General features: G+C 26.4%; 18 protein-coding genes and 1 tRNA gene. 12 read left to right on the top strand and 7 right to left on the bottom strand.

Features of this window, described 5'->3' with window-relative positions; all coding sequences use genetic code 11:
- Complete coding sequence (locus EIC27_RS00550) at positions 1 to 1,185, bottom strand: phosphoglycerate kinase (protein WP_126044219.1); 1,185 nt, start codon at positions 1,183 to 1,185, stop codon at positions 1 to 3.
- An 11-nt stretch (positions 1,186 to 1,196) separates the two neighbouring features.
- The gene (gap, locus tag EIC27_RS00545) at positions 1,197 to 2,207 is read right to left on the bottom strand and encodes a type I glyceraldehyde-3-phosphate dehydrogenase (protein WP_126044218.1); all 1,011 of its coding nucleotides are present in this window, start codon (positions 2,205 to 2,207) and stop codon (positions 1,197 to 1,199) included.
- A gap of 91 nt (positions 2,208 to 2,298) precedes the next feature.
- Here gap and EIC27_RS00540 point away from each other — a divergent pair, with 91 nt between their 5' ends.
- Complete coding sequence (locus tag EIC27_RS00540) at positions 2,299 to 5,493, top strand: UvrD-helicase domain-containing protein (protein ID WP_126044217.1); 3,195 nt, start codon at positions 2,299 to 2,301, stop codon at positions 5,491 to 5,493.
- 46 nt (positions 5,494 to 5,539) lie between these two features.
- Positions 5,540 to 5,616 (top strand) — tRNA-Arg (locus tag EIC27_RS00535).
- A 13-nt stretch (positions 5,617 to 5,629) separates the two neighbouring features.
- On the opposite strand, the gene EIC27_RS00530 is transcribed toward EIC27_RS00535, so the two are convergent.
- A complete protein-coding gene (locus EIC27_RS00530; protein ID WP_126044216.1) occupies positions 5,630 to 6,649 on the bottom strand; it encodes a protein-tyrosine phosphatase family protein in 1,020 nt (339 codons plus the stop codon).
- A gap of 92 nt (positions 6,650 to 6,741) precedes the next feature.
- Positions 6,742 to 7,740, bottom strand: a complete 999-nt coding sequence (locus EIC27_RS00525) for a hypothetical protein (protein ID WP_126044215.1) — start codon at positions 7,738 to 7,740, stop codon at positions 6,742 to 6,744.
- A gap of 115 nt (positions 7,741 to 7,855) precedes the next feature.
- Between EIC27_RS00525 and EIC27_RS00520 the strand changes: the two genes are divergently transcribed.
- Both EIC27_RS00520 and feoB read left to right on the top strand, forming a co-directional pair.
- Positions 7,856 to 8,092 (top strand): FeoA family protein, encoded by a 237-nt coding sequence (locus tag EIC27_RS00520; protein WP_126044214.1) that lies wholly within the window; start codon positions 7,856 to 7,858, stop codon positions 8,090 to 8,092.
- Between the two features lie 20 nt (positions 8,093 to 8,112).
- Entirely contained in the window at positions 8,113 to 10,392 is a 2,280-nt protein-coding gene (gene feoB, locus EIC27_RS00515; RefSeq protein ID WP_126044213.1) for a ferrous iron transport protein B, read from the top strand.
- Positions 10,393 to 10,433: 41 nt separating this feature from the next.
- Here the strand turns inward: feoB and EIC27_RS00510 are convergent, their stop codons facing one another.
- Positions 10,434 to 11,384: a peptidylprolyl isomerase gene (locus EIC27_RS00510; RefSeq protein ID WP_126044212.1), complete on the bottom strand. Its 951-nt coding sequence runs from the start codon at positions 11,382 to 11,384 to the stop codon at positions 10,434 to 10,436.
- 2 nt (positions 11,385 to 11,386) lie between these two features.
- Positions 11,387 to 13,597: an LPS-assembly protein LptD gene (locus EIC27_RS00505; protein ID WP_126044211.1), complete on the bottom strand. Its 2,211-nt coding sequence runs from the start codon at positions 13,595 to 13,597 to the stop codon at positions 11,387 to 11,389.
- Between the two features lie 99 nt (positions 13,598 to 13,696).
- On the opposite strand from EIC27_RS00505, the gene rsmA reads away from it, so the two are divergent.
- The 8 genes from rsmA to EIC27_RS00465 all read left to right on the top strand — a co-directional run bounded on the left by rsmA (position 13,697) and on the right by EIC27_RS00465 (position 20,523).
- Positions 13,697 to 14,515 carry a 16S rRNA (adenine(1518)-N(6)/adenine(1519)-N(6))-dimethyltransferase RsmA gene (gene rsmA, locus EIC27_RS00500; RefSeq protein ID WP_162298284.1) on the top strand — a complete coding sequence of 273 codons (819 nt, stop codon included), beginning with the start codon at positions 13,697 to 13,699 and terminating at the stop codon, positions 14,513 to 14,515.
- Positions 14,516 to 14,537: 22 nt separating this feature from the next.
- Positions 14,538 to 15,005 carry an NfeD family protein gene (locus tag EIC27_RS00495; RefSeq protein ID WP_126044209.1) on the top strand — a complete coding sequence of 156 codons (468 nt, stop codon included), beginning with the start codon at positions 14,538 to 14,540 and terminating at the stop codon, positions 15,003 to 15,005.
- Between the two features lie 41 nt (positions 15,006 to 15,046).
- Positions 15,047 to 15,985, top strand: coding sequence for an SPFH domain-containing protein (locus EIC27_RS00490; protein ID WP_126044208.1), 939 nt, complete (start codon positions 15,047 to 15,049; stop codon positions 15,983 to 15,985).
- 17 nt (positions 15,986 to 16,002) lie between these two features.
- Positions 16,003 to 16,602 (top strand): tetratricopeptide repeat protein, encoded by a 600-nt coding sequence (locus tag EIC27_RS00485; protein ID WP_126044207.1) that lies wholly within the window; start codon positions 16,003 to 16,005, stop codon positions 16,600 to 16,602.
- Positions 16,603 to 17,064, top strand: a complete 462-nt coding sequence (locus tag EIC27_RS00480; RefSeq protein WP_126044206.1) for a class I SAM-dependent methyltransferase — start codon at positions 16,603 to 16,605, stop codon at positions 17,062 to 17,064.
- Positions 17,045 to 17,794 (top strand): MlaA family lipoprotein, encoded by a 750-nt coding sequence (locus EIC27_RS00475; RefSeq protein ID WP_126044205.1) that lies wholly within the window; start codon positions 17,045 to 17,047, stop codon positions 17,792 to 17,794. The genes EIC27_RS00480 and EIC27_RS00475 overlap by 20 nt, the downstream gene beginning before the upstream one ends.
- Before the next feature lie 8 nt (positions 17,795 to 17,802).
- Positions 17,803 to 18,408 carry an MlaC/ttg2D family ABC transporter substrate-binding protein gene (locus EIC27_RS00470; RefSeq protein WP_126044204.1) on the top strand — a complete coding sequence of 202 codons (606 nt, stop codon included), beginning with the start codon at positions 17,803 to 17,805 and terminating at the stop codon, positions 18,406 to 18,408.
- Positions 18,409 to 18,672: 264 nt separating this feature from the next.
- On the top strand, positions 18,673 to 20,523 hold the full coding sequence (locus tag EIC27_RS00465; RefSeq protein ID WP_126044203.1) for a ribonucleoside-diphosphate reductase subunit alpha: 1,851 nt from the start codon (positions 18,673 to 18,675) through the stop codon (positions 20,521 to 20,523).
- 274 nt (positions 20,524 to 20,797) lie between these two features.
- Here the strand turns inward: EIC27_RS00465 and EIC27_RS08020 are convergent.
- Positions 20,798 to 21,027 (bottom strand): transposase domain-containing protein (locus EIC27_RS08020; RefSeq protein ID WP_205702304.1); only part of this gene is annotated, 230 nt, incomplete at its 5' end.

Raw genomic sequence — 21,027 nt, 5'->3', positions numbered from 1 at the left:
TTAATTCCTTTTTAAGTTTTTAAACCCTATTAAATCTCCTTTTTCAATTATTTCTAAGAAAGCTCCTCCACCAGATGAAATATAAGAGAAATGATTTTTTAAGCCAGACATTTTAGCGACTGCTACAGCATCACCACCCCCGATTATGCTGACTAAATTATTATTTTTAGTGTGGTATGCTATAGTTCTTGCAGCATATAAGCTACCAATAGAAAAGTATTGTTCTTCATAAAAACCTATGGGACCATTCCAAATTAAAATTTTGGAATTTTCAATTATATTTTCTAGGTTTATACAACTTTTTATACCTATGTCTAATATACAATCTTCTTTATTTATATCTTTTATATTTTTTATAAAAATTTTATTATTATTTTTTCCAACAAAATCATGTGGAAGAACTATCTTTTGTTTATAATTTTCATAGATATTTTTAGCTTCATTAAGGTATTCTTCTTCGAAGTATGATTTTCCAACTTCATAACCTAAAGCTTTTAAAAAGTTATTTGCCATTGCTCCAGCAATAAATATGCGATCAACTTTATTTGCTAAATGATTTAATACTTTTATCTTTGTTGAAATTTTTTTCCCACCAATAATTAGTGTCTGAGGCTTGTAATTATCATTATAAATTAAACTTAGGCTTTTTAACTCCTCCATTAACGATAAGCCAGGATAAGAAGGTAAAAAATTAGTAATTGCACATATGGAAGAATGCTCCCTATGGCAACACGAAAATGCGTCATTGATGTAGATATCTGCATATTTGCTTAATTGTTTAGCAAATGTAGTATTATTTATTTGTTCTTCAGGGTAAAATCTTAGATTTTCTAGTAATACTATTTCGTTGCTTTGTAGGTTATCTACCTGCTTAATACTATCACTGGATAAGATGTCATTTATAAAGAGAACATTTACTTTTAAATACTCTTGCAAGTATGGAATTAGTTTTTTTAGTGAAAACTCCTCTTTGTATTCTCCATTAGGCCTGCCAAAATGACTTGCTAAAATAATTTTGCAATTGTATTTTAATAAAAATTTTATTGTTGGAATAATATTATTAATTCTAGTATCATCTAATAACACGCCATTATTATCAAATGGCACATTAAGATCGCATCTTAAAAAAACCTTCTTACCAATTATATCGTCTTTGCATATATCTTTAAAACTAATATTTTTCATGTTAATTTTAGTTATAATTTAGCTATAAAATTTGCAACATCAAGCATCCTACATGAGAACGCCCATTCATTATCATACCAAGAAACAATCCTGCAGAAATTTTTATTTACTACTTTTGTTTCATTAATATCAAAGATTGCACTACTAGTTGAGTGATTGAAATCTATAGAAACTAATTTCTCCTCAACAATATCAATTATATTTTTATAATTATTATTTGCATTTTCTTTTACTATATTATTGATATTTTGTTCAGAAGTTTCTTTGTTGGATATGAAGCTAAAATCAATCATTGAAACATTTGGTGTAGGAACTCTTATTGCAGCACCATCTAATTTGCCGTTTAAATGAGGTATAATTAACCCTATTGATTTAGCAGCTCCTGTTGATGTTGGAATCATTGATAATGCTGCAGCTCGAGACCTTCTTAAATCTTTATGTCCACCATCAATAATACGCTGATCATTAGTATATGAATGAATTGTAGTCATAAAGCCGCTTTTTATTCCTAAATTGTCATCAAGGATTTTGGCAATAGGTGCTAAACAATTTGTAGTACATGAACTAATTGAAATAATTTTGTCATTATTGAAGAGGATATTGTGATTAACACCAAAAACAACTGTTTTATCAGCATCTTTACATGGTGCTGAGACTATAACTTTTTTTGCCCCTTGCTTTATATGTATCGATGATAATTCTTTATTATTGAATTTTCCAGTACACTCTAAAATTAGATCTGAATTGTATTGTGCCCAATTAATATTATTTAAATTGTGTTCTTTAATTATTTTAATTGATTTTCCTTTTATAATAATCTTATCTTCTTCAATTTGATCGATAGAGTTAAAAATTCCATGTAATGAGTCATATTTTAACAAATGAAGTTTTGATTTTATGTTGGATGCTCCAAAATTTACAGCTACCAAATTTAAATTTGGATAATCACCTTCGATATACCTTCTTAAAACATTTTTTCCTATTCTTCCAACGCCATTTATTGCAAAGTTAGTTTTATTCATTAAATATATAGTTTATATAATTTTACGTCTGTTAATTTAAATGTTAACTTCAATTATTGCAAGTAGGCATTTATTAATTCAATTAAAATAAATGATTAAAAATAATTCTTCTTCGTTAAATATTCAAAATATTGCGTCTGATCCTAAAAACAATGTTTATCTTGCTGCCTCAGCTGGGACTGGGAAAACAAAAACACTTGTTGATAGAATATTAAAGCTTCTGCTGAATAATGAGAAAATAGAGCATATCTTATGTCTAACATTTACTAATGTTGCTGCTGGTGAAATGATGCAAAGACTTAAAGATGAATTGAAAAAATGGCATTTAATTAATGATAATAAACTAAAAGAGTATCTGCTAATATTGCTTAATGATAAAGTTACTAATAATCAAATCTTGAGAGCTAAAGAGCTTTATAATCACTGTTTAGATAACTTAGATAAATTTAGAATTCAAACATTACATTCTTTCTGTGTTGATCTATTAAATCAATTGAAGTTTTTAGATGAAGATAACATAGATGATTTAAAGATTATTGATGATTATTCAAGAAAAAAGCTTATGGAAAATGCTTTAGATAGGGTGATTAATTCATCAAAACATAAATTAGAAGTTGATATTGCGTTAATAAAAGTTTCAGTAAAATATGATTATTATAGTTTATTAAATTTACTAAAGGACGTTCTTTATCAGAAACAAAAAGTATTTGAATTTATAAATTCAAAAGCTTCAATTAAGGATTTAATTAATGAGCAATATGAATTTTATAATACAAAAAGTGTATCAAAAACTGAATTATTAAACAAATTTTTTAATAATACGGATACAGAATTTAGAAACATACTTAATATATGTGAAAAAGATGATGTATTAAATATTATTTTTAATTGGATCGAAGGAGATAATGGCTTTAAAGAGGATAATTTTCATGATTATCTAAATTGTTTTTTAACTAAAGCTATGCTTCCTAGAAGCAGAATACCTTTTGACAAAAAAATAAGAGAGGATAATCCAGATTTAATTGAGCAATATAAGGCTGAACAAATCAGAATAATCGAATTTTTAGAGAAAAAATCTTCACAAGAGCAAGCTGAATTAATGCAAGCTATTATTATTATTTTAAATGAAGTTATTATTGAATATGAAAAATTGAAACATAATTTTGGTTATTTAGAATATGATGATTTGATAATAGAAACATTAGAAGCACTAAATAAAGTCCAGGATATTGAAGCATTTTTATATTCTTTAAATTTAGCATTTAACCATATATTAATTGATGAAGCGCAAGATATAAGTAAATTTCAGTGGGATTTAATCGAGAAAATTATAAGAAGCATTTATAGTTATAATTCATCAATCTTTATTGTAGGTGATTATAAACAATCAATTTATGGGTTTCAAGGTGCTGATCCAGAATATTTTTTACAAGTTAATAAATTTTATAAAACTGAATTTATTAAATTATCTAAATCATGGGACTATTTGGAGTTAAATTACTCATTTCGTTCAAAAAAAGAAATATTTTACGGTGTCGATCAAGTTTTTAATTCTATTAGTTTTATTGATAAACTTAAGCATATAGCAATAAAAGAAGGTAAGGGGATAGTTAAGATTATAGAGCAATTACCCAATAGCAATAAAGTAGTTAAAAAAGATGAAGGTTGGAAAATACCAAAAAAAGATGATGAATATATAAATACTAAATTTTTAAATTCACAAGAAATATCAAATTTTATTATTAACTTATTAAATCAAAAAAATACAAGTGAAAAAAAGATTCCTAAGGACATTATGGTCTTATTTAGGAAAAGATGTGAAAAAATGAAATATTTGAAAGATAGTTTAAAGCAAAATAATGTTCCAGTTTCAGACTCTTGTAAAATAAATTTTAGTGATGATCTAATTATTCTTGATTTGCTTGCTATCGTTAAATTCTTCTTATTGCCTGAGGATAATTTGAATTTAGTTAGTTTATTAAAGTCAGTATTTTTTAAATTTAGTGAGAAGTATATTTTTAAATTATCATTTGATAGAAATAATCAAAATATCTGGGATAGAGTTCAAATTTTTTATCCAGAAGTTGCTAAAGAGTTAATAAAATTTAAATGCGATTTTGAAGAAGAATCATTACATGGTTTTTACAATAAGTTGCTATATAGTTATAAATTTATAAAGAATTTTTACCAAGAGTTTGGACGAAATTGTCATGAAATTATTGATATTTTTCTTGAGAAAGTTTCAGAATTTGAGAAATTATTATTAGGCAATAAACAAATTTTTATTGAGTGGATTCAAGATAATTCTGAAATTATATTAGACAATAGTAATTTGGATGGTATAAAGCTTATGACTGTTCATTCGGCAAAAGGATTGCAATCTCCTATTGTTATTTTAGCTGATGCTGGAGATTCTGAAAACATGCCAAATGAAAGTTATTTTTGGTATAAAAATAATCTCATTATACCTAATTTTAATGAGTATAAGAGTAAAAAAATTCATCAAATTCAAAATGAAAGAAAAAATGAACTTAAAAAAGAAAGTTTAAGATTACTTTATGTTGCAATGACACGTGCTGAGAGTGAGTTATATATTTTTGGGGAAGGTAAAAATAAAAAAGATAGTTGGTTTAACATTGCAAAAAATGCTCTAGGAGAGAATTTTATAAAATATTCAGATCTAAAAATTAAAGAACCAAAGTATATTTTTGATAAACTAGAATGCGAGGATAATAATATCCCTAATTATTTTAATGAAAATTACGTTTCAAATGCTGTTGAGCAAAATGACATTGCTTCTACTAAAGAGCAAATTTTCTCTGATATAGCTGTGATTAGAGGAAATTTTATACACAAAATTTTATGTGATATTGCCAAAATATGTAAAACAGATATAGAAGAGTACATTACATCATTGGCATACGATGATAATTTTGATTTATTGCCTAAAAATGATGTAAATGAGATTATACAAATTACAGCAGATATTTTAAAGAAATTTCCCAATATTTTTGCTAGAAATGTATTTTCTGAAGTAAGTATTGCGAATTTGGCAAAAAATAGTAAAGCAATTTTAAAAATAGATAAGCTCATAATTAAAGAGAAACAAATTGAGATTATTGAAATTAAAACTGATAAGTCTAAAGCTATTTCGAAAAATAATATTCCTTCAGAATATTCAAAGCAGCTTAATATTTATAAAAGATGTGTGTCTAATATTTATTCAAATAAAAAAGTGATTTGTAAGATACTTAGTTTTTATCAAAAAGAGATTATTATTTTATAATTAAGATTGTATTTCTTTATATAATTAATTATCATATGTTTAATTTGTTCCCGTAGCTCAGCAGGATAGAGCGTTGGATTCCTAATCCAAAGGTCACAGGTTCGAATCCTGTCGGGAACACCATTTGTGAATTTTATTATCCTCCTCTTCCATTATCTAAAGAGTGAGAAATGATGCGTTTTTTTAATATTTGGTCTGTATGAGGTCCAAGAGATTGTTTTTGATTTTGGGATAAGCTTTTATCAGGTGATTCAATTAATGGTTGTTTTAGAGTAGATACATCTTTCATTTTATCTAAATCATCTTGGTTAGGGCTGTATTTACTCATATTTTTTACTCCAAAGTATGCTGAATAGCTTGCTGTAGTAATAACTGCAGCTGCTATAATTAAAGGTGAAGCTATAATTGCAGCTACCACAATAGCTGCAATTTTAAAGAAATTTTTTACTTTATCTCCTATACTTTTTTTAGTTTTAATTTTATTAAAGCCTGCAGGTTCCTCAACTAAAGTACCAAGAGGGTTTTTTTCAGATAAAGCGGTTTTTGAATCTGATTTTACTCCATGACATCCAGGAGTCCCACCATTTAATGATGCTAATTCTTGAGTATGCCCTCCTTTAATTTGTGTTTTTAAATTTTCTCTTGCTTGTTCTTCGCTAAGCCCAAGTTTTTCACTAACAGCTTTGTTTGTTGCATCTGTGAGGCTAATACCAGTCCTATCTTTACCACTAGCGCAGTGTATGTTGACTTTACCAATATTAACTTCAGGGAATATTTTTTTAACAGCACCATTTGCATTGTTACAGGCAAAATCAGCCAGAGTCATTGTAGTTACAAGATCTAAATTTTGATTTTCACTCTCAAACATACTATGTGGATTGATAATCATATCCTTTGCTTTTATTGCATTTTTTAAAGCATTTTGTAAGTCAAGGTTACCATTCAAGCCGTCTAATTGCTCAAGTGCTTGATCTTTATTTGTTCCATTGATTAAGTAGTTAGCAATATTTTCAAGTCCTTGTTGATTTTTAAGAGTAGTACCAAGCTTTAATAAATTTATATCAAAGCCGTGATTATCATTACTTGCTAATCTCCTCATTCCATTAAAAGGTGTGATAGCGCATGTTCCACTTCCTCTTTGTTTTTGCGCTTTCATGATTAAATCTGGTGCGTATCTATCTATTTCATTACTATAATTTGGTATACCATCAGCAAGATTAGGAGAATTTAAAGCATTATCTGTAATCTCTACTCCGTCAGGAGTGTGAAAGAATCAAGTTGTGCTAAATTTTGCGCTGTTTGTTGCAGGTTTATTTTATCATCTTCACCATGAAACGATGGTGTGCCGGTATGTAGTACTTCGAGCACTTGTTCCATACCTCCTCCATTCATGTCACAAACAAAGACAGATTTTTCGTAGGCATTTCTTAATCCAGCTAATTGCTCTCTAGTCTGGGTTGGCAACATTACATTGCCTTGTGCAATTTGAGCAGCGTAACTTTTAACAAAAGCTTTATCAAAATCACTTAGTTGATCAAACCAACCAATATTTAGTCTTTGTCCTTGTTGCCAATCTTTGATTTTATTATATTCTGCTTTCTGAGTATCAGTAAGTCCAAGTAGCATCATATCTGACTCGACAACTAGCACCTCTTTGCCTTGTGCATCTTTTTGTTTAGTTAAAGTGGATACATGAAATTGCCTGTTGTCCATATAAACAAAATTTCTTGCAGTAGTTAGCTTTGCTTTTGCTTCTGATACTCCTTGATCCTTTAGTAAATTTATGACTTTTGTATTAAATGCTTTAATATCTATTTTCTCTTTACTATCAAGTTTACTTAGTTGTTCTTGTAATAATTCATTAATTTTATCAGTATTCTTACCTTCTAATTCTAAAGCTTTTTTAGCACCTAATAGTAAGTTAGTTGATTGAATTATATAAGATATTTGCTCAGCTTTTTCTGGATTTCTAGGAGTCGTTTCTTGATTTATACAATCTCTAATTAAATCATAGCTTCCATCTGCTTTTGGACCAAATTGTGCCCAGCTTATTCCTAATTCTAAATCACGTAACTCTTCTAGTTGTAGAATTAGATCTGGACCTAATTGTGCGTCATTAAGGTCAGATTGAAGCTCTTGCTTTCGTTGATCATGATCAACCTCTTGTTGATTTTCTAAGTATGATTTTATATTAACTTGAGTATCTTGTTTATTTGCTAATAAACGATCATAGTTTTCTGTGGGCATAATAACTTTCAAAAGTATTTAGAGTAATCATTCTTATAAAATCATATGAAACATTTATTGACAATAAGAAAAATATAATTTAGATTCTAATCAAGAATGATTATCAATTGCAAATATGAAGGACAAATCAATAAACAAGATAAGTAAAGGGGCAATTTTTAAAATAGAAAAATTTTTATTAAATAAAATTCAAAAAATTAAATTAATGGAATTGGGTATATTACCTGAGATGAAAATGAAGTTAATTCAGAAAAATTTTTTTGGTTCAGTTATAATAAAATGTGAAGGTAATAAATTTGCATTAGATAAATCAATAGCTGAGAAATTAGTGATTAATAAAATTACAAATTAGTTTTAAAAATGAGTTATTAAATGGAAGAAATTTCAATAGGTATTATTGGTAACCCTAATTCAGGAAAATCAACAATATTTAATGAATTAACAGGTCTTAAACAAAAAGCAGCTAATTGGTCAGGTGTAACGGTAGAAAAAAAAGTTGGGAGATTTTATAATAAAAATCATAAAGTGCAATTAGTAGATTTGCCTGGCTTATATTCTTTAGGTGTTGGGGGAAAAACATCCTTGGACCAAAAGATAGCGATTAATTACATTAAAGAGGGTAATTTTGATTGTATTATAAATGTGATTGATAGTGTAAATTTTAAAAAAAGTTTATACCTAACACTGCAATTGCTTGAAAGGGAGATACCAGTAATTTTAGTTTTTAATATGGAAGATATATCTAAAAATAAAGGTATATTTATAGATCATGAAAAAATATCTGAATTGCTAAAATGTCCAGTTATATCGATATCTGCTAAAAATAGAGGTGATATTATTAGGTTAAAAGATTTTTTAATAGAAAGTAAAAAAATAAAAAACTCTTTAGATATATTTGATTTTTATTCTAAAAAAATTTCCAAATATTATTTTGATGTAGAAAATTTTTTGAGGAAAAAATTTCCAAATATTTCTAATGAAGAAAAAATTGAATTACTTGAGGGAAATTATCAAAATTTTGATAATGAATTAAAAAAATTTATAAAAAAAATATATAAAGATTTGGAAAAAGAATTTGGCCAAACATCTGATTTAGTATTAGTAAATAGTAGATATAATTTTATAGAAAAAATTTCAAAGCAGATTTGTAAAAGTGGAATTTCTAATTCTCAGTCATTTTCGGATAAGATAGATAATATAGTATTGAATAAATTTTTAAGTGTTCCAATATTTTTATTATCATTATATTTAATGTTTGTATTTAGTATAAATATAGGTGGAGTTTTTCAGGAATTTTTTAGTCTTATAGCAGAAGCAACATTTATTGATATTCCACTATACATTATATCAAAAATTTATATGTCTGGGTGGATTAATATACTGATACATGGATTAGGTGGTGCAGTTCAAACTATTGCATCATTTATCCCGATTATAATGGCTATGTATATATTTTTATCTTTTTTAGAGGATAGTGGTTATATTGCAAGGTCAGCTGTTATTGCAAATAAAATGATGAAAATAGTTGGGTTATCAGGGCAATCATTTTTACCATTAATGGTTGGTTTTGGGTGCAATGTACCAGCTATAACTGGAGCTAGAATGTTAAGTAATCATAGTGAGAGAATTTCAACAATCATGATGATGCCATTTATTTCTTGTACAGCAAGATTAGCTGTTTATACGTTATTTTGTTACATTTTTTTTCCGAATAATACGCAAAATATTATTTTTGTTTTGTATATTTTAGGAATTTGTATGGCGTTAATTACAGGGTTATTATTAAAAGGTAAATCCCAAAACTTAGCTAATTCCAATATGTTAATAGAATTACCTGAGTATAAGTTACCAAAATTTAAAACTATTATTAACACAAGCCTTATAAAGACAAAGTCTTTTATTTTTGGTGCTGGTAAAACAATAATAGTTGTATTCTTTATTATTCATTTAATTAATTCTATCGAAATACCAATTAAAAATGGTGAGGGAAAATATCATAAAGAAAATATTATTAATATTTTTGGAAAAAACATTGTTCATATTTTTAAACCAATAGGGCTGAAAAATGAAAATTGGCCTGCAGCTGTAGGAATTATTACTGGGATATTTGCTAAAGAAATTGTTGTAGGCACTCTAGTCTCATTATATTCAGATAAAATTGATAAACCAGATAATCAAAAACAAATAAGTATTGTGTCTAAATACAAAAGAGCATTTTTCAGTATATTTGAGAAAATAAAAGGCGTTTTAACTGATAATTTTGACAAATTGTATAATTTAACTAATACAGGGGCAATAAATAATTATTATGAAGATAATCAAATCAATAATTCTATTATAAGAAACATTTCAAAAAATTTTGAAGATAAAATTGCTGTTTTATCATATTTAATATTTATTTTAATATACTTTCCTTGTGTCTCAGTGTTTGGTGTTATTTCTAATGAGATAGGCAAAAAATGGGCGTTAATATCTGCTATTTGGTCAACTATTTCTGCATATTCAATTTCAGTGATATTTTATCAAGTTAGTAATCTAATAATTAACAGTAATATTAATTATGTCTATTTGTTACTTGGAAGTTTTATATTGATAACTAGTTCATTTTTATTGAGATATATTTGTATAACCAATAGATCAATAATTGTATAAATAAAAAAATATATATTAATGAATTATTGTAATGAAATATTCTATCCTATGACTTTAATATATGACCCTTTTCTTAACGTACTTAAGAAATTTTTTAAATTTATACTGAGTTTTTGATTGTAAATTATATTCTTTACCTCTTGTTCATTAAGCGCTGTATCTTTATTGATTTTCTTTATAGAGGCAATTTTTAGTATTATTATACTATCATCTTTTTCAATAGGTGTACTTATTGAGCCAATTTTTATTTTAGATCCAAATGCTTCAATAATATCATGGGATAGATCTTTGACTTTTAGCCAACCTAGAAAACCATGATTTTTTGAAGTTTTACTTTGTGAAAATTGTTTTACTAAGTTTTGAAAAGATTCTCCTTTTTGTAATAAAGAATAAATTCTCAATATAGATTTTTCTATTTCTTTAGGTGTATCACTATCTTTATAAATCAATATTTCATATAGTTTTAATTCACTGTTTTCAGATAAATTATTGTATTTTTTTGAAATAATTTTTAAATTATCAATAACTTCTTGTTTAGAAACATCAGTTTCTGGTTCTATTTTGTATTCAATTAGTTTTTTTAATAATAATTTTGCATTTATATAATTTTTAAATTCATCTATGTTCACATTAAATTTTTTTAAGAATTGTTGTAAATTTTTAAAGCCGTTTTCTTTTAATAAGTCATTAATGTAAGAATTTTCTTGATTTTCAGAAATGGAAATGCCATTTCTTTTTGCTATTTGAGATAATAATTTTTCATCAATTAACAATTCAATAATTTCATTTTTTTGGTTATTGTGAATTTTTACTCTATTTAAAGATTCTAGTAAATTAATTCTGGAGTTTAACTCAAATGACGTAATAATTTCATTATTAACATATGCTACAATTTTATCCTGATATGCATAACAAAATTCATTATAGAGAAGTATAAATAAGATCAGAGAGAATTTTGAGATTAAATTTATAGTATTTTTTTTTGTTAGCATAACTAATTAAAAATAGGCTCAATTGTTAAATAAGTTGTAACTGAAGAATTGTAATTGACATTCTTAAGTTTTGAATAATCTCTTAATACACCAAAATTAACTTTTAAACAATCTCCTTTATAAAATAAGCCTATCTGATTGCTTATCCAGTTATTATTATTATCTGGGTTCGATTTTTGCATTTTTGAACCAATCTTTCTTTTTGCTTGTGTTTCTATGCCCCAATTATTATTAAAATTATATTTGAGTTTAACTGCAATCTCTTGATTATGATTATTATGGTCTTGGTTTATATATTTTTTGTTAATAAATATATGATTTAAATCTATCTCGGCTTTTTGATGTTGAAAATTAAAATTTAACTCATTTTTAATTAATTCTAAGTGATTGGGAGTCAGGCTTATATTATCAACTATTGAAATTTCATCACCTAATTGTGCATAGAATTTACTAACAATTTCGGTTTTTAAGGCATCAAATTTTTTATTCCAGGTATAGGAAGTGGCTTTACAATCTTTTGGTTGAGTTAATTTATAACTTTGTCCCAAAATTATTCCATAAGTATTTTTTCCTGTATAATAATTAGATCTAAGTCCAAAATTTAGTCTTGAACCAACGTCAACATTATTCTTTCCAGTAACAAAATAAGATGAAAATATGTTTGATGTACTCATAATTTGTGAGGATGAACCCTCGTCTGTAATAGTTGGAGTTGTTTTGGAGTTATAAGTAAAATTTACAATTGGTTCTAATATTATGTTTTTTTTGCCAAGATATTTAATAAATGGCCATTTCCAATCAAAAAATAGTTTACCTATTAATCTGTTTTTTGTTCCTATATCACTTTTTGTTTCTGTATTATTTTTTATATCATAATAATCATATCTAATGGATGGATAAATGTTCAAAATTTGACCATATGGTAAGTTAATGTTATTAAATGAATCAAACTGAAAAGTGCTTCTAATATAACTTTCTCCTTTAGTTCTACGTAGATTAAGTATATCAGTTGAAAATGCTAAATTAGAAATAAAAGGGAGATTTGGAGATAATTTATTATATGTTCTAATCCATGGTATAACATAGGGGGTACTATTATTGCTATCTTGGGGGGCAATATTTTTGCTACCTTGATGCCTTAGATTTTGGAATGAAATCCCTTCAAAAGTTAAAAATCTTTCCTTAGTTTCATTTCTTAATGAAAATTTACTTGTGAGCACGTCATCATCTGTTATTTTATATTTTTTTGTAATAGTTTTATCTTCATCGAATAATCTCTGGAGTTGATATTCTAGAAAATAATTGTTTTTAAAATTAAAATTACCTATAGAGTTTAAAAATCCTTTTAATTTATTTTGTTTATTAGCGTCAACTTGGCAAATTTTATTATCGTTTATTAAATTTCCATTAATTTCATATGGGCCATATTGTGTCAGATATCTAATGTTGAAACTATTTAAGGTATTGCTTTTATTGCTTACTGTAGGTGTATATGTTATGTCCATTTGTGGTGAAATGTTAAAATAATATGGAATTGATAGTTGAAGTCCCAATATATTAGAATTTTTTAATTTTGGTGTTAAAAATCCACTTTTTCTTGGGGAATTTGGTGTAGGGATAGAGAGATAAGGCAAGTAAAAAATAGGTGTTCCAAATAATTCTATTTTACTATTTTTAAATTTAACATTTTTTTCCTTGGTATTTACAATAGCTTTTTTAGCAGATATTTGCCATAAAGGTTTGTTTGGAATTAAATTATTATTACATATTTTGCATGTTGAAAAAATTATATCTTGAACTATGAAAGTATTATTGTTAATCATCTGAGCAAAATTAGATGACAACAAGCCTTTTTTATCAATTCTAGCTTTAAAATTAATTATTAAGCCTTCATTTTTATTTCTGTTAAAAAATGCCTTGCTGCCAAAGAAGTAATTTTTATTATCATTTTTAAATGCTAAATTGCCAAGTACATATAAGTAATTATTTTTTTTATCATATACAATTTTATCTACAACAAGGTGAAGCTGATTTTGCCTTATATCAACGTTACCTTGAGCGCTAATTAAGTCTTGATTTTTATTATAAATTAATTCATCTGCTTCAATAATAATCTCATTATTATTTGTATAGGATTCTATGCTATAAGCAGTATAATTTACAAAGTAGAAAATAATTAATAATTTAGGGAAGATTTTTAAAAGGTTAATCATTAAATTCTTTAAGTAACAAAAAATAACTTATATAAAAGTTAAAATAGTATATTTAACCAAAAACAATGCCTTTGTAAATCAATAGTATACATAATGATAATGAATGAGATAAGTGAATTAAAGAGAAATTTAAAAGAGTTTAATATTACTCCAATTAAAAAATTTGGTCAGAATTTTTTAATTAATCAAAATATTATTCATCAGATTGTTCGGTCAATTGGTAATACATGTGATAAAGAGATACTTGAAATTGGTCCTGGTATAGGTGTGCTTACTAATCAATTGTTAAAAACTAATATTAAATCGTTAACTGTAGTTGAGATTGATAAAAAGATGCAGCCAATTCTTGATAAAATAAAAGCTCCCAGTAATGTGAATTTTAATATTATTTATGATGATGCATTGCAAATTAATGAAAGAAATTTTGTTGGCAATTTCTATTCAATTGTAGCTAATTTACCATATAATATCAGTACAGTGCTTTTAGTTAAATGGTTTAAAAATTTGCATTTTATTGATAGCATTATAGTTATGGTGCAGAAAGAAGTGGCAAATAGGTTGATTGCAAAAGTAGGAACACATGATTATGGTAGATTAAGTGTTTTAGCGCAGTTTACTTGTGAGTGTGAGTTACTTTTTGATGTTGGGCCAGAAAATTTTTTTCCAATACCAAAAGTTACTTCTTCTGTTATTAAATTAACCCCAAAGAAGTTGCTTCCTACTTTAGAAGAAATTAATAAAATAGAAAAAACTTGTAAAGTAACTTTTAACTATCGAAGAAAACAAATTAGGAAAACTTTAAAGCAAGTAATTGCAAAGCCTGAATATGAGCTAAAAAAACTTAAAATAGATTCTAGTAAAAGACCTGAGCAATTATCTATTGATGAATTTTTAAAAATATCTAATATACTTAAGTAACGTAATTAAAAATTTTAGTAATATGCAGTATTATTTAAATAATCAAGTTGAGATTTGGTATATATTAGGTGCAGTGTTAATGATTATAGAGATGTATTTAGGTGGTACTATTGCATTTTTCTTTGCGGGATTAGCTGCATTTTGCTTGGCACTATGTATGAATTTTAATTTATTAACATTAAATACTTTAATTGATCAAGTTGGTTTCTTTTTTGGTTTTTTTTGTCTGTGGTCAATTATATTATGGAAGCCGACAAAGTATTTGTTAAACTTGGGAAGTAATGATAGATATGAAAACATTAAAGGCAGTGTTGCTGTTGTTTACAGCAATACTATTAGTGATAAAAATTTAGGTGAAATAAAGTGGTCTGGTGCTGTATGTAAAGCTAAGCTTGCTAATTCTAATAAGAAAAATATATTAAAGAAGGGAGATAATGTTAAAATTTGTTCTGTAAAGAATAATGTATTTATTGTAGAAAAATATTCCTAAATGTATTAAGTTTGTTTAAGTGATTTAAATAGACTATTTTTATGGATTTATTTGATTTAAATTCTGGCATAGGGATCTTTCTTATAGCCTTAGGTGTTTTTTGTTGGTTGGCAATAAAAATAGTGCCACAGCAACAGGCATGGATTGTTGAGAGATTGGGTAAATATAATAAGACATTACAGCCTGGATTAAGTTTTATTTTGCCTTTTATTGATAAGGTAGCATATAAGCATACTCTTAAGGAAAAGGCCATTGATGTAACACAACAATCGGCAATTACAAAAGACAATGTAACACTTGCGCTTGATGGTATTATTTATGTTAGAATTATAAATCCTATGGATGCATCTTATGGTGTTGAAAATCCATATTATGCTGTTACTCAATTAGCACAAACCTCAATGCGATCTGCTATAGGTAAGCTGGTTATGGACAAAACTTTTGAAGAAAGAGAGCAGCTAAATAATCAGATTGTTGCTGCAATTAATGAAGCAGCTAGCACGTGGGGAATTCAATGTATGAGGTATGAGATTAGAGATATAAATCCACCATCTTCAATTTTAAAAGCGATGGAAGCTCAAGTTTCTTCTGAAAGACAGAAAAGGGCTGAAATACTTGAATCAGAAGGCAAAATGCAATCAATGATAAATATTGCAGAAGGTAAAAAGAAGGGAGTGGTTCTTAATTCTGAAGCAGAAATGATGGATAAGATAAATAAAGCAAAAGGTGAGGCAGAAGCTATTCAATCTGTGGCTAAGGCAACGGCAATAAGCATTGAGAAAATTGCAGAAGCAATATTGAAAAATGGGGGCTCTGATGCAGTTTCAATGAGTATTGCTCAAAAATATATCGAAGCTTTTCAAAAAATTGCAAAAGATAGTAATACTGTTATTATACCAAGTGAAATAGGTAATATTGGTTCTATGACAGCTCAAGCTATATCAATATTTGACCAAATCAAATCAAATAATAAAGTTTAAAAATAAAAGGTGTTTATATGATTAACTTAGAAAAAATAAGAAATTTTTTTAAATCATTAAAGCTTTGGAAAATAAGTGATTTTAAAAAGTTCATCTCTGAGTTAAAAAGTAAAATTAATGAATTTAAAATTAAGTCAAAAAATTTAAAAAGAACAAACTATGAATTAGGGATATATCATTTTAATTTAGGTAACATTAATGATGCTATATTTAGATTTAAGATATTAAAGAAATTTGGTTATCAAAGTGAGGATTTAGAATATTTATTAGGTAGATGTTATTTTGAAAAAAACAAATTTAAAAAAGCTAGGGAGTGCTTTGAAAAGTGTTATAATAAAAAATCTAAATTTTTTGAAGAAATAGACTATTGTTTAAAAATAATTAATGATGAGGTTGATAAGATTAAGTATGTGCCGTTAAGAATAATTGAACATAAAAAAACTCAGCAATTTAAATATTATCTATCTGAATTTAATAAATATATTAATACAGATGAAAATATCATTTTAGAAGAATTAAAAAAAATTTTAGGAGATACTACAAAAGTATTTAATTTTAATTTATTAGATTTAGGTTGTAGTAATGGATTATTAGCATATTTATTAAGAAAAAATTAAATGTTAAATTTTGTATTAGGTATTGATTCTTATAGTGAAGCTATTAAACATTGTAAAAATTTATCTATTGGTAAGCAAAAAGTTTACAATACACTAATTAATCAAGATCCAGGAAATTTTGTGGTGTCGAAATCTAAAATTGATGCTAAATTTGATATAATCATAGGTTTAAATTTAATTTCTTATACGACTGAAATTGAAGCAATACTATCTTCTGTACATTCATATATAGAGAATAGAGGGATTTTTTTATTAAGTTTTTATTTAGATGCTAATCAAAGAAAGAATTATTATTTTAATAATCGTGATGAAGAGTTTATTTTTAATAAAACATATGTACAAAAGGTAGTGAAAAAGTGTGGTTGGCATATAGAAAAAGAAGATAGAGTTGATATTAATAAACAAAATTATTCTCAAATGACATTAATATTAAAACCTAATCATGAGCTTATTAAAGAATAAGTGGGTTATTAGATTTTTTATAAGTATCAGTATACTTTGCATTTTTACCTTAGTTGAAGCTAAGAAAGAAGATGAATTAGTTAATGATAATGATCTGGATATAGAAGATGATTATTATAAACAGTACTATAATTTTAAAATATACGATCCTTATGAAAAATTTAATCGCAAAATATATAAATTTAACAAGGTTGTTGATAAATATATAATTAAACCTCCTGCTGAGATATATGGTGTTATATTGCCTAAATCTGCCAAAAGAGGAGTTAACTCGTTTATTAATAATTTAAAGGAGCCGCTGAATTTATTATACGGAATAATAGAGTTCAAACCGGATAAAGCCTTTAATTCATTTTTTAGATTTTTTATTAATAGTACTTTTGGTATATTGGGGATATTTGATGTTGCCGAACTGGCAGGGTTAAAGAAAGAAAATGCTTCTTTTGGAGGTGTATTGAAGCATTATGGAGCTAAAAAAGGTCCTTATATGATTTTACCAGTTCTTGGACCATCTAATATTAGAGATGGATTTGGCAGTATAGTAGATATTGGAGTAAATCCATTAAACTTTGTAAAATTTAGAAATGATAAAAAGTTTCTAAAAATATATTATGGTACAAGTTTTATAGTAGAGAGAGAAAAATTTATAGGACTTGATAAAACATTATCTAAGGTTTCAATTGATGAATATGCTGCGTTAAGAAGTTTTTATTATCAAAAAAATAAATAGGTAAATAAATGGGTAATATTATTAAAAAATTAAAGCTAGTTATTTTGTTATTTGTTGTAAATATTACAGTCTTGTTATCCGTATTTGCTAATCAAAACCAAAAAGTTCAAAATTTTGTTAATAATACGGCGCAACAAGTGATTTTGGTTATTGATTCAAGTGATGCAGAGATGCAAAAAAAACAGAAGCTTCGTGATATTTTTTGTAATACTGTAGATATAAGTTGGATGGGTAAGTTTGCTTTAGGTAAATATTATAGAAATATTGCACAAGAACAGTTGAAAGAGTATTTAATAGTTTACAAAGCTTTTTTAATTAATGCTTATGTCTCAAAATTCTCTGAATATAACGGAGTAAATTTTGATATTGATTCTATAAAGCTTATATCAAATTCTCAATATATTGTTAATACTAAGGTTCTTAACAAAAAATATAATTCAAAATATATTAATGTAGCTTATAGAATAAAAGTTGTTAAGGAACGATTTTTAATTAGAGATATAATTGCTGAGGATGTAAGTTTAATTTTAGGGCAGAGATCTGATTTTAGTTCTATTATATCTAAAGAGGGTGTAATAGGGTTAATTAAAAAATTAAAGAATAAAGTAACGTAATAAAATTTTAGTTAATAGCTTTGAATTATTAAATAAATATATACATAATTATAGGTGTTATTAAATATTTTATAATGATTAGATGCTGATTTTTTTATAACGCAAGGGGTCTTTTTTAAATTTATTGGAAACTGTTATTATAAAATAATTTTTGTTGTAGACTTTTTAATGATATCAATATATAGTGCTTTTCACAAATATATTGTAACCACACTACTATATATAGTAAGGTTGTTATATGATATAAATTAATTTCTTGTGATTATGTTAAATAGTGTATTAGAAAAAAATAGTCAAAATTCAACATTTAAGTATGAAGTGAATGTTGATTATTCTAGAGATCAAAATTTAAGTGAATCTGGAAAAGCAATGTTGTTAGATAGGTATTTATTGGAGAATGAATCTTATCAAGATTTATTTGTCAGAGTTGCAACTCATTATGCCGATAATAAAAATCATGCACAAAGACTTTATGATTATATGAGCAAATTCTGGTTCATGCCTGCTACTCCAGTTTTAAGTAATGGAGGTGCTAAGAGAGGATTGCCTATCTCTTGTTTTCTTAATGAAGTTGGTGATGGTTTAAAGGAAATAGTTGAGATTTGGAATGAAAATGTTTGGTTAGCTTCAAGAGGAGGTGGAATTGGTACATTTTGGGGTAATGTACGTTCTATTGGTGAAAAAGTTGCAAATAGTGGTAGAACATCAGGTATAGTACCTTTTTTAAGTGTACAGGATAGGCTTACTTTAGCTATATCACAAGGTAGCTTAAGAAGAGGAAGTGCTGCTGTATATTTGCCTGTTTCTCATCCTGAAATTGAAGAATTTATAGAATTAAGAAGGCCTACAGGAGGTGATCCAAATCGTAGAACGTTAAATTTACATCATGGTGTAGTTATAACAGATAAATTTATGTATGCTGTAGAAAATGATTTGCCATGGGAATTGGTAAGTCCTAAGGATAACTCAATAATATCTATTGTAAAAGCTAGAGATATATGGATAAGGATTCTACTTGCACGTATTGAGACAGGTGAACCTTATTTATTATTTATTGATAATGTTAATAAGAATGCTCCTGATGCTTATAAAAAGCATAATATGGAGGTTAAAACTTCTAATCTATGTAGTGAAATTACTCTTGCGACAGGCAAAGATTATAAGGGCAAAGATAGAACTGCAGTATGTTGCTTATCTTCGCTAAATTTAGAAAAATATGATGATTGGCATGATAATAAGATGTTTATTACAGATGTTATGAGATTTTTAGATAATGTATTGCAAGATTTTATTGATAATGCTCCAGATAGTATGAGTAAAGCTAGATATTCAGCATATAGAGAAAGAAGTGTAGGACTAGGAGTAATGGGCTTTCATTCTTTTTTGCAATCAAAGATGGTACCTATGGAATCAGCCCTGGCAAAATCATGGAATTTTAGAATTTTTAAATATATTGATAATGAAGTTAATAAAGCATCAAAATTAATTGCAGAAGAAAAAGGAGCATGCCCTGATGCTGAAGAACTTGGCCTTAAAGAAAGATTTACTAATAAAACTGCGATTGCACCAACAGCGTCAATTTCAGTTATAGCAGGTTCTACATCTCCAGGGATTGAGCCATTTAATTCAAATGCATATACACAGAAAAGTTTGACGGGTTCATTCAATATAAGAAATAAGTATTTGAAGAAATTATTACAAATGAAAGATAAAGATACAGAGGAAATTTGGTCATCTATAATGAACCATGAGGGTTCTGTAAGTCATTTAGATTTTTTAAGCAAAGATGAGAAAGATGTATTTAAAACTGCTTTTGAGATAAATCAACAGTGGTTAATTGAGCATGCTGCAGATAGAACCCCTTATGTAAGTCAGGCCCAATCTATAAATATTTTTATTCCAGCTGATATTGATAAATCTGAATTAAATAAATTGCATTATCTGGCATGGAAAAAAGGTGTTAAGAGCTTATATTATTGTAGATCAAAATCATTACAAAGAGCAGATAAAGTTTCAATTTCAGAGAATGTAGATAAGCATCAGCTTAAAATGAAGTTATCTCCCGTTATTACAAAAGGTGAAGATAAATATGATGAATGCTTAGCTTGTCAATAATAAAGTTGATTTCAAATTAATGTGATGAAATTTAAAACTTTATAGTTGCATCAAGTTAGATTTGCTAGAGATGACCTATCTTTAGTTAAATCCTTTAAATTGCTATACTTTAACGGTAGTATATTGACTAAATGAATTTCATTAATTATAGATATACTTTCAATTTTATTATCATCAATCATTTTTATCGTAAACGCTAAAATATCCCCATCTTGACAAGTATTATCCGCCTTTCTTTGGGTTTCTTAAGTTTTTTGATAATTCTAAAAAAAATTTAATTTGATGATATTTTTTTATCAATATTATATGGAAGTAAATTTACTAACTCTTTTGGATCAGAATAATCATGAATATGATTCAGCAAATATTTTAAATAATCATAAGGATTAATCTTATTTACTTTGCAAGTTTCAATAATACTATAAATATTTGCACTAGCTTTAGCACCCTTAGTTGTTGCACAGAACATCCAATTTTTTCTGCCAACTGCAAATGGTTTTATAC

The organism is Candidatus Aquarickettsia rohweri (genome assembly GCF_003953955.1).
Classification (GTDB): Bacteria; Pseudomonadota; Alphaproteobacteria; order Rickettsiales; family Midichloriaceae; genus Aquirickettsia; species Aquirickettsia rohweri.
The sequence above is the reverse complement of the archived record's forward strand: the minus strand, read 5'-3'. Positions and strand labels throughout refer to the sequence as shown.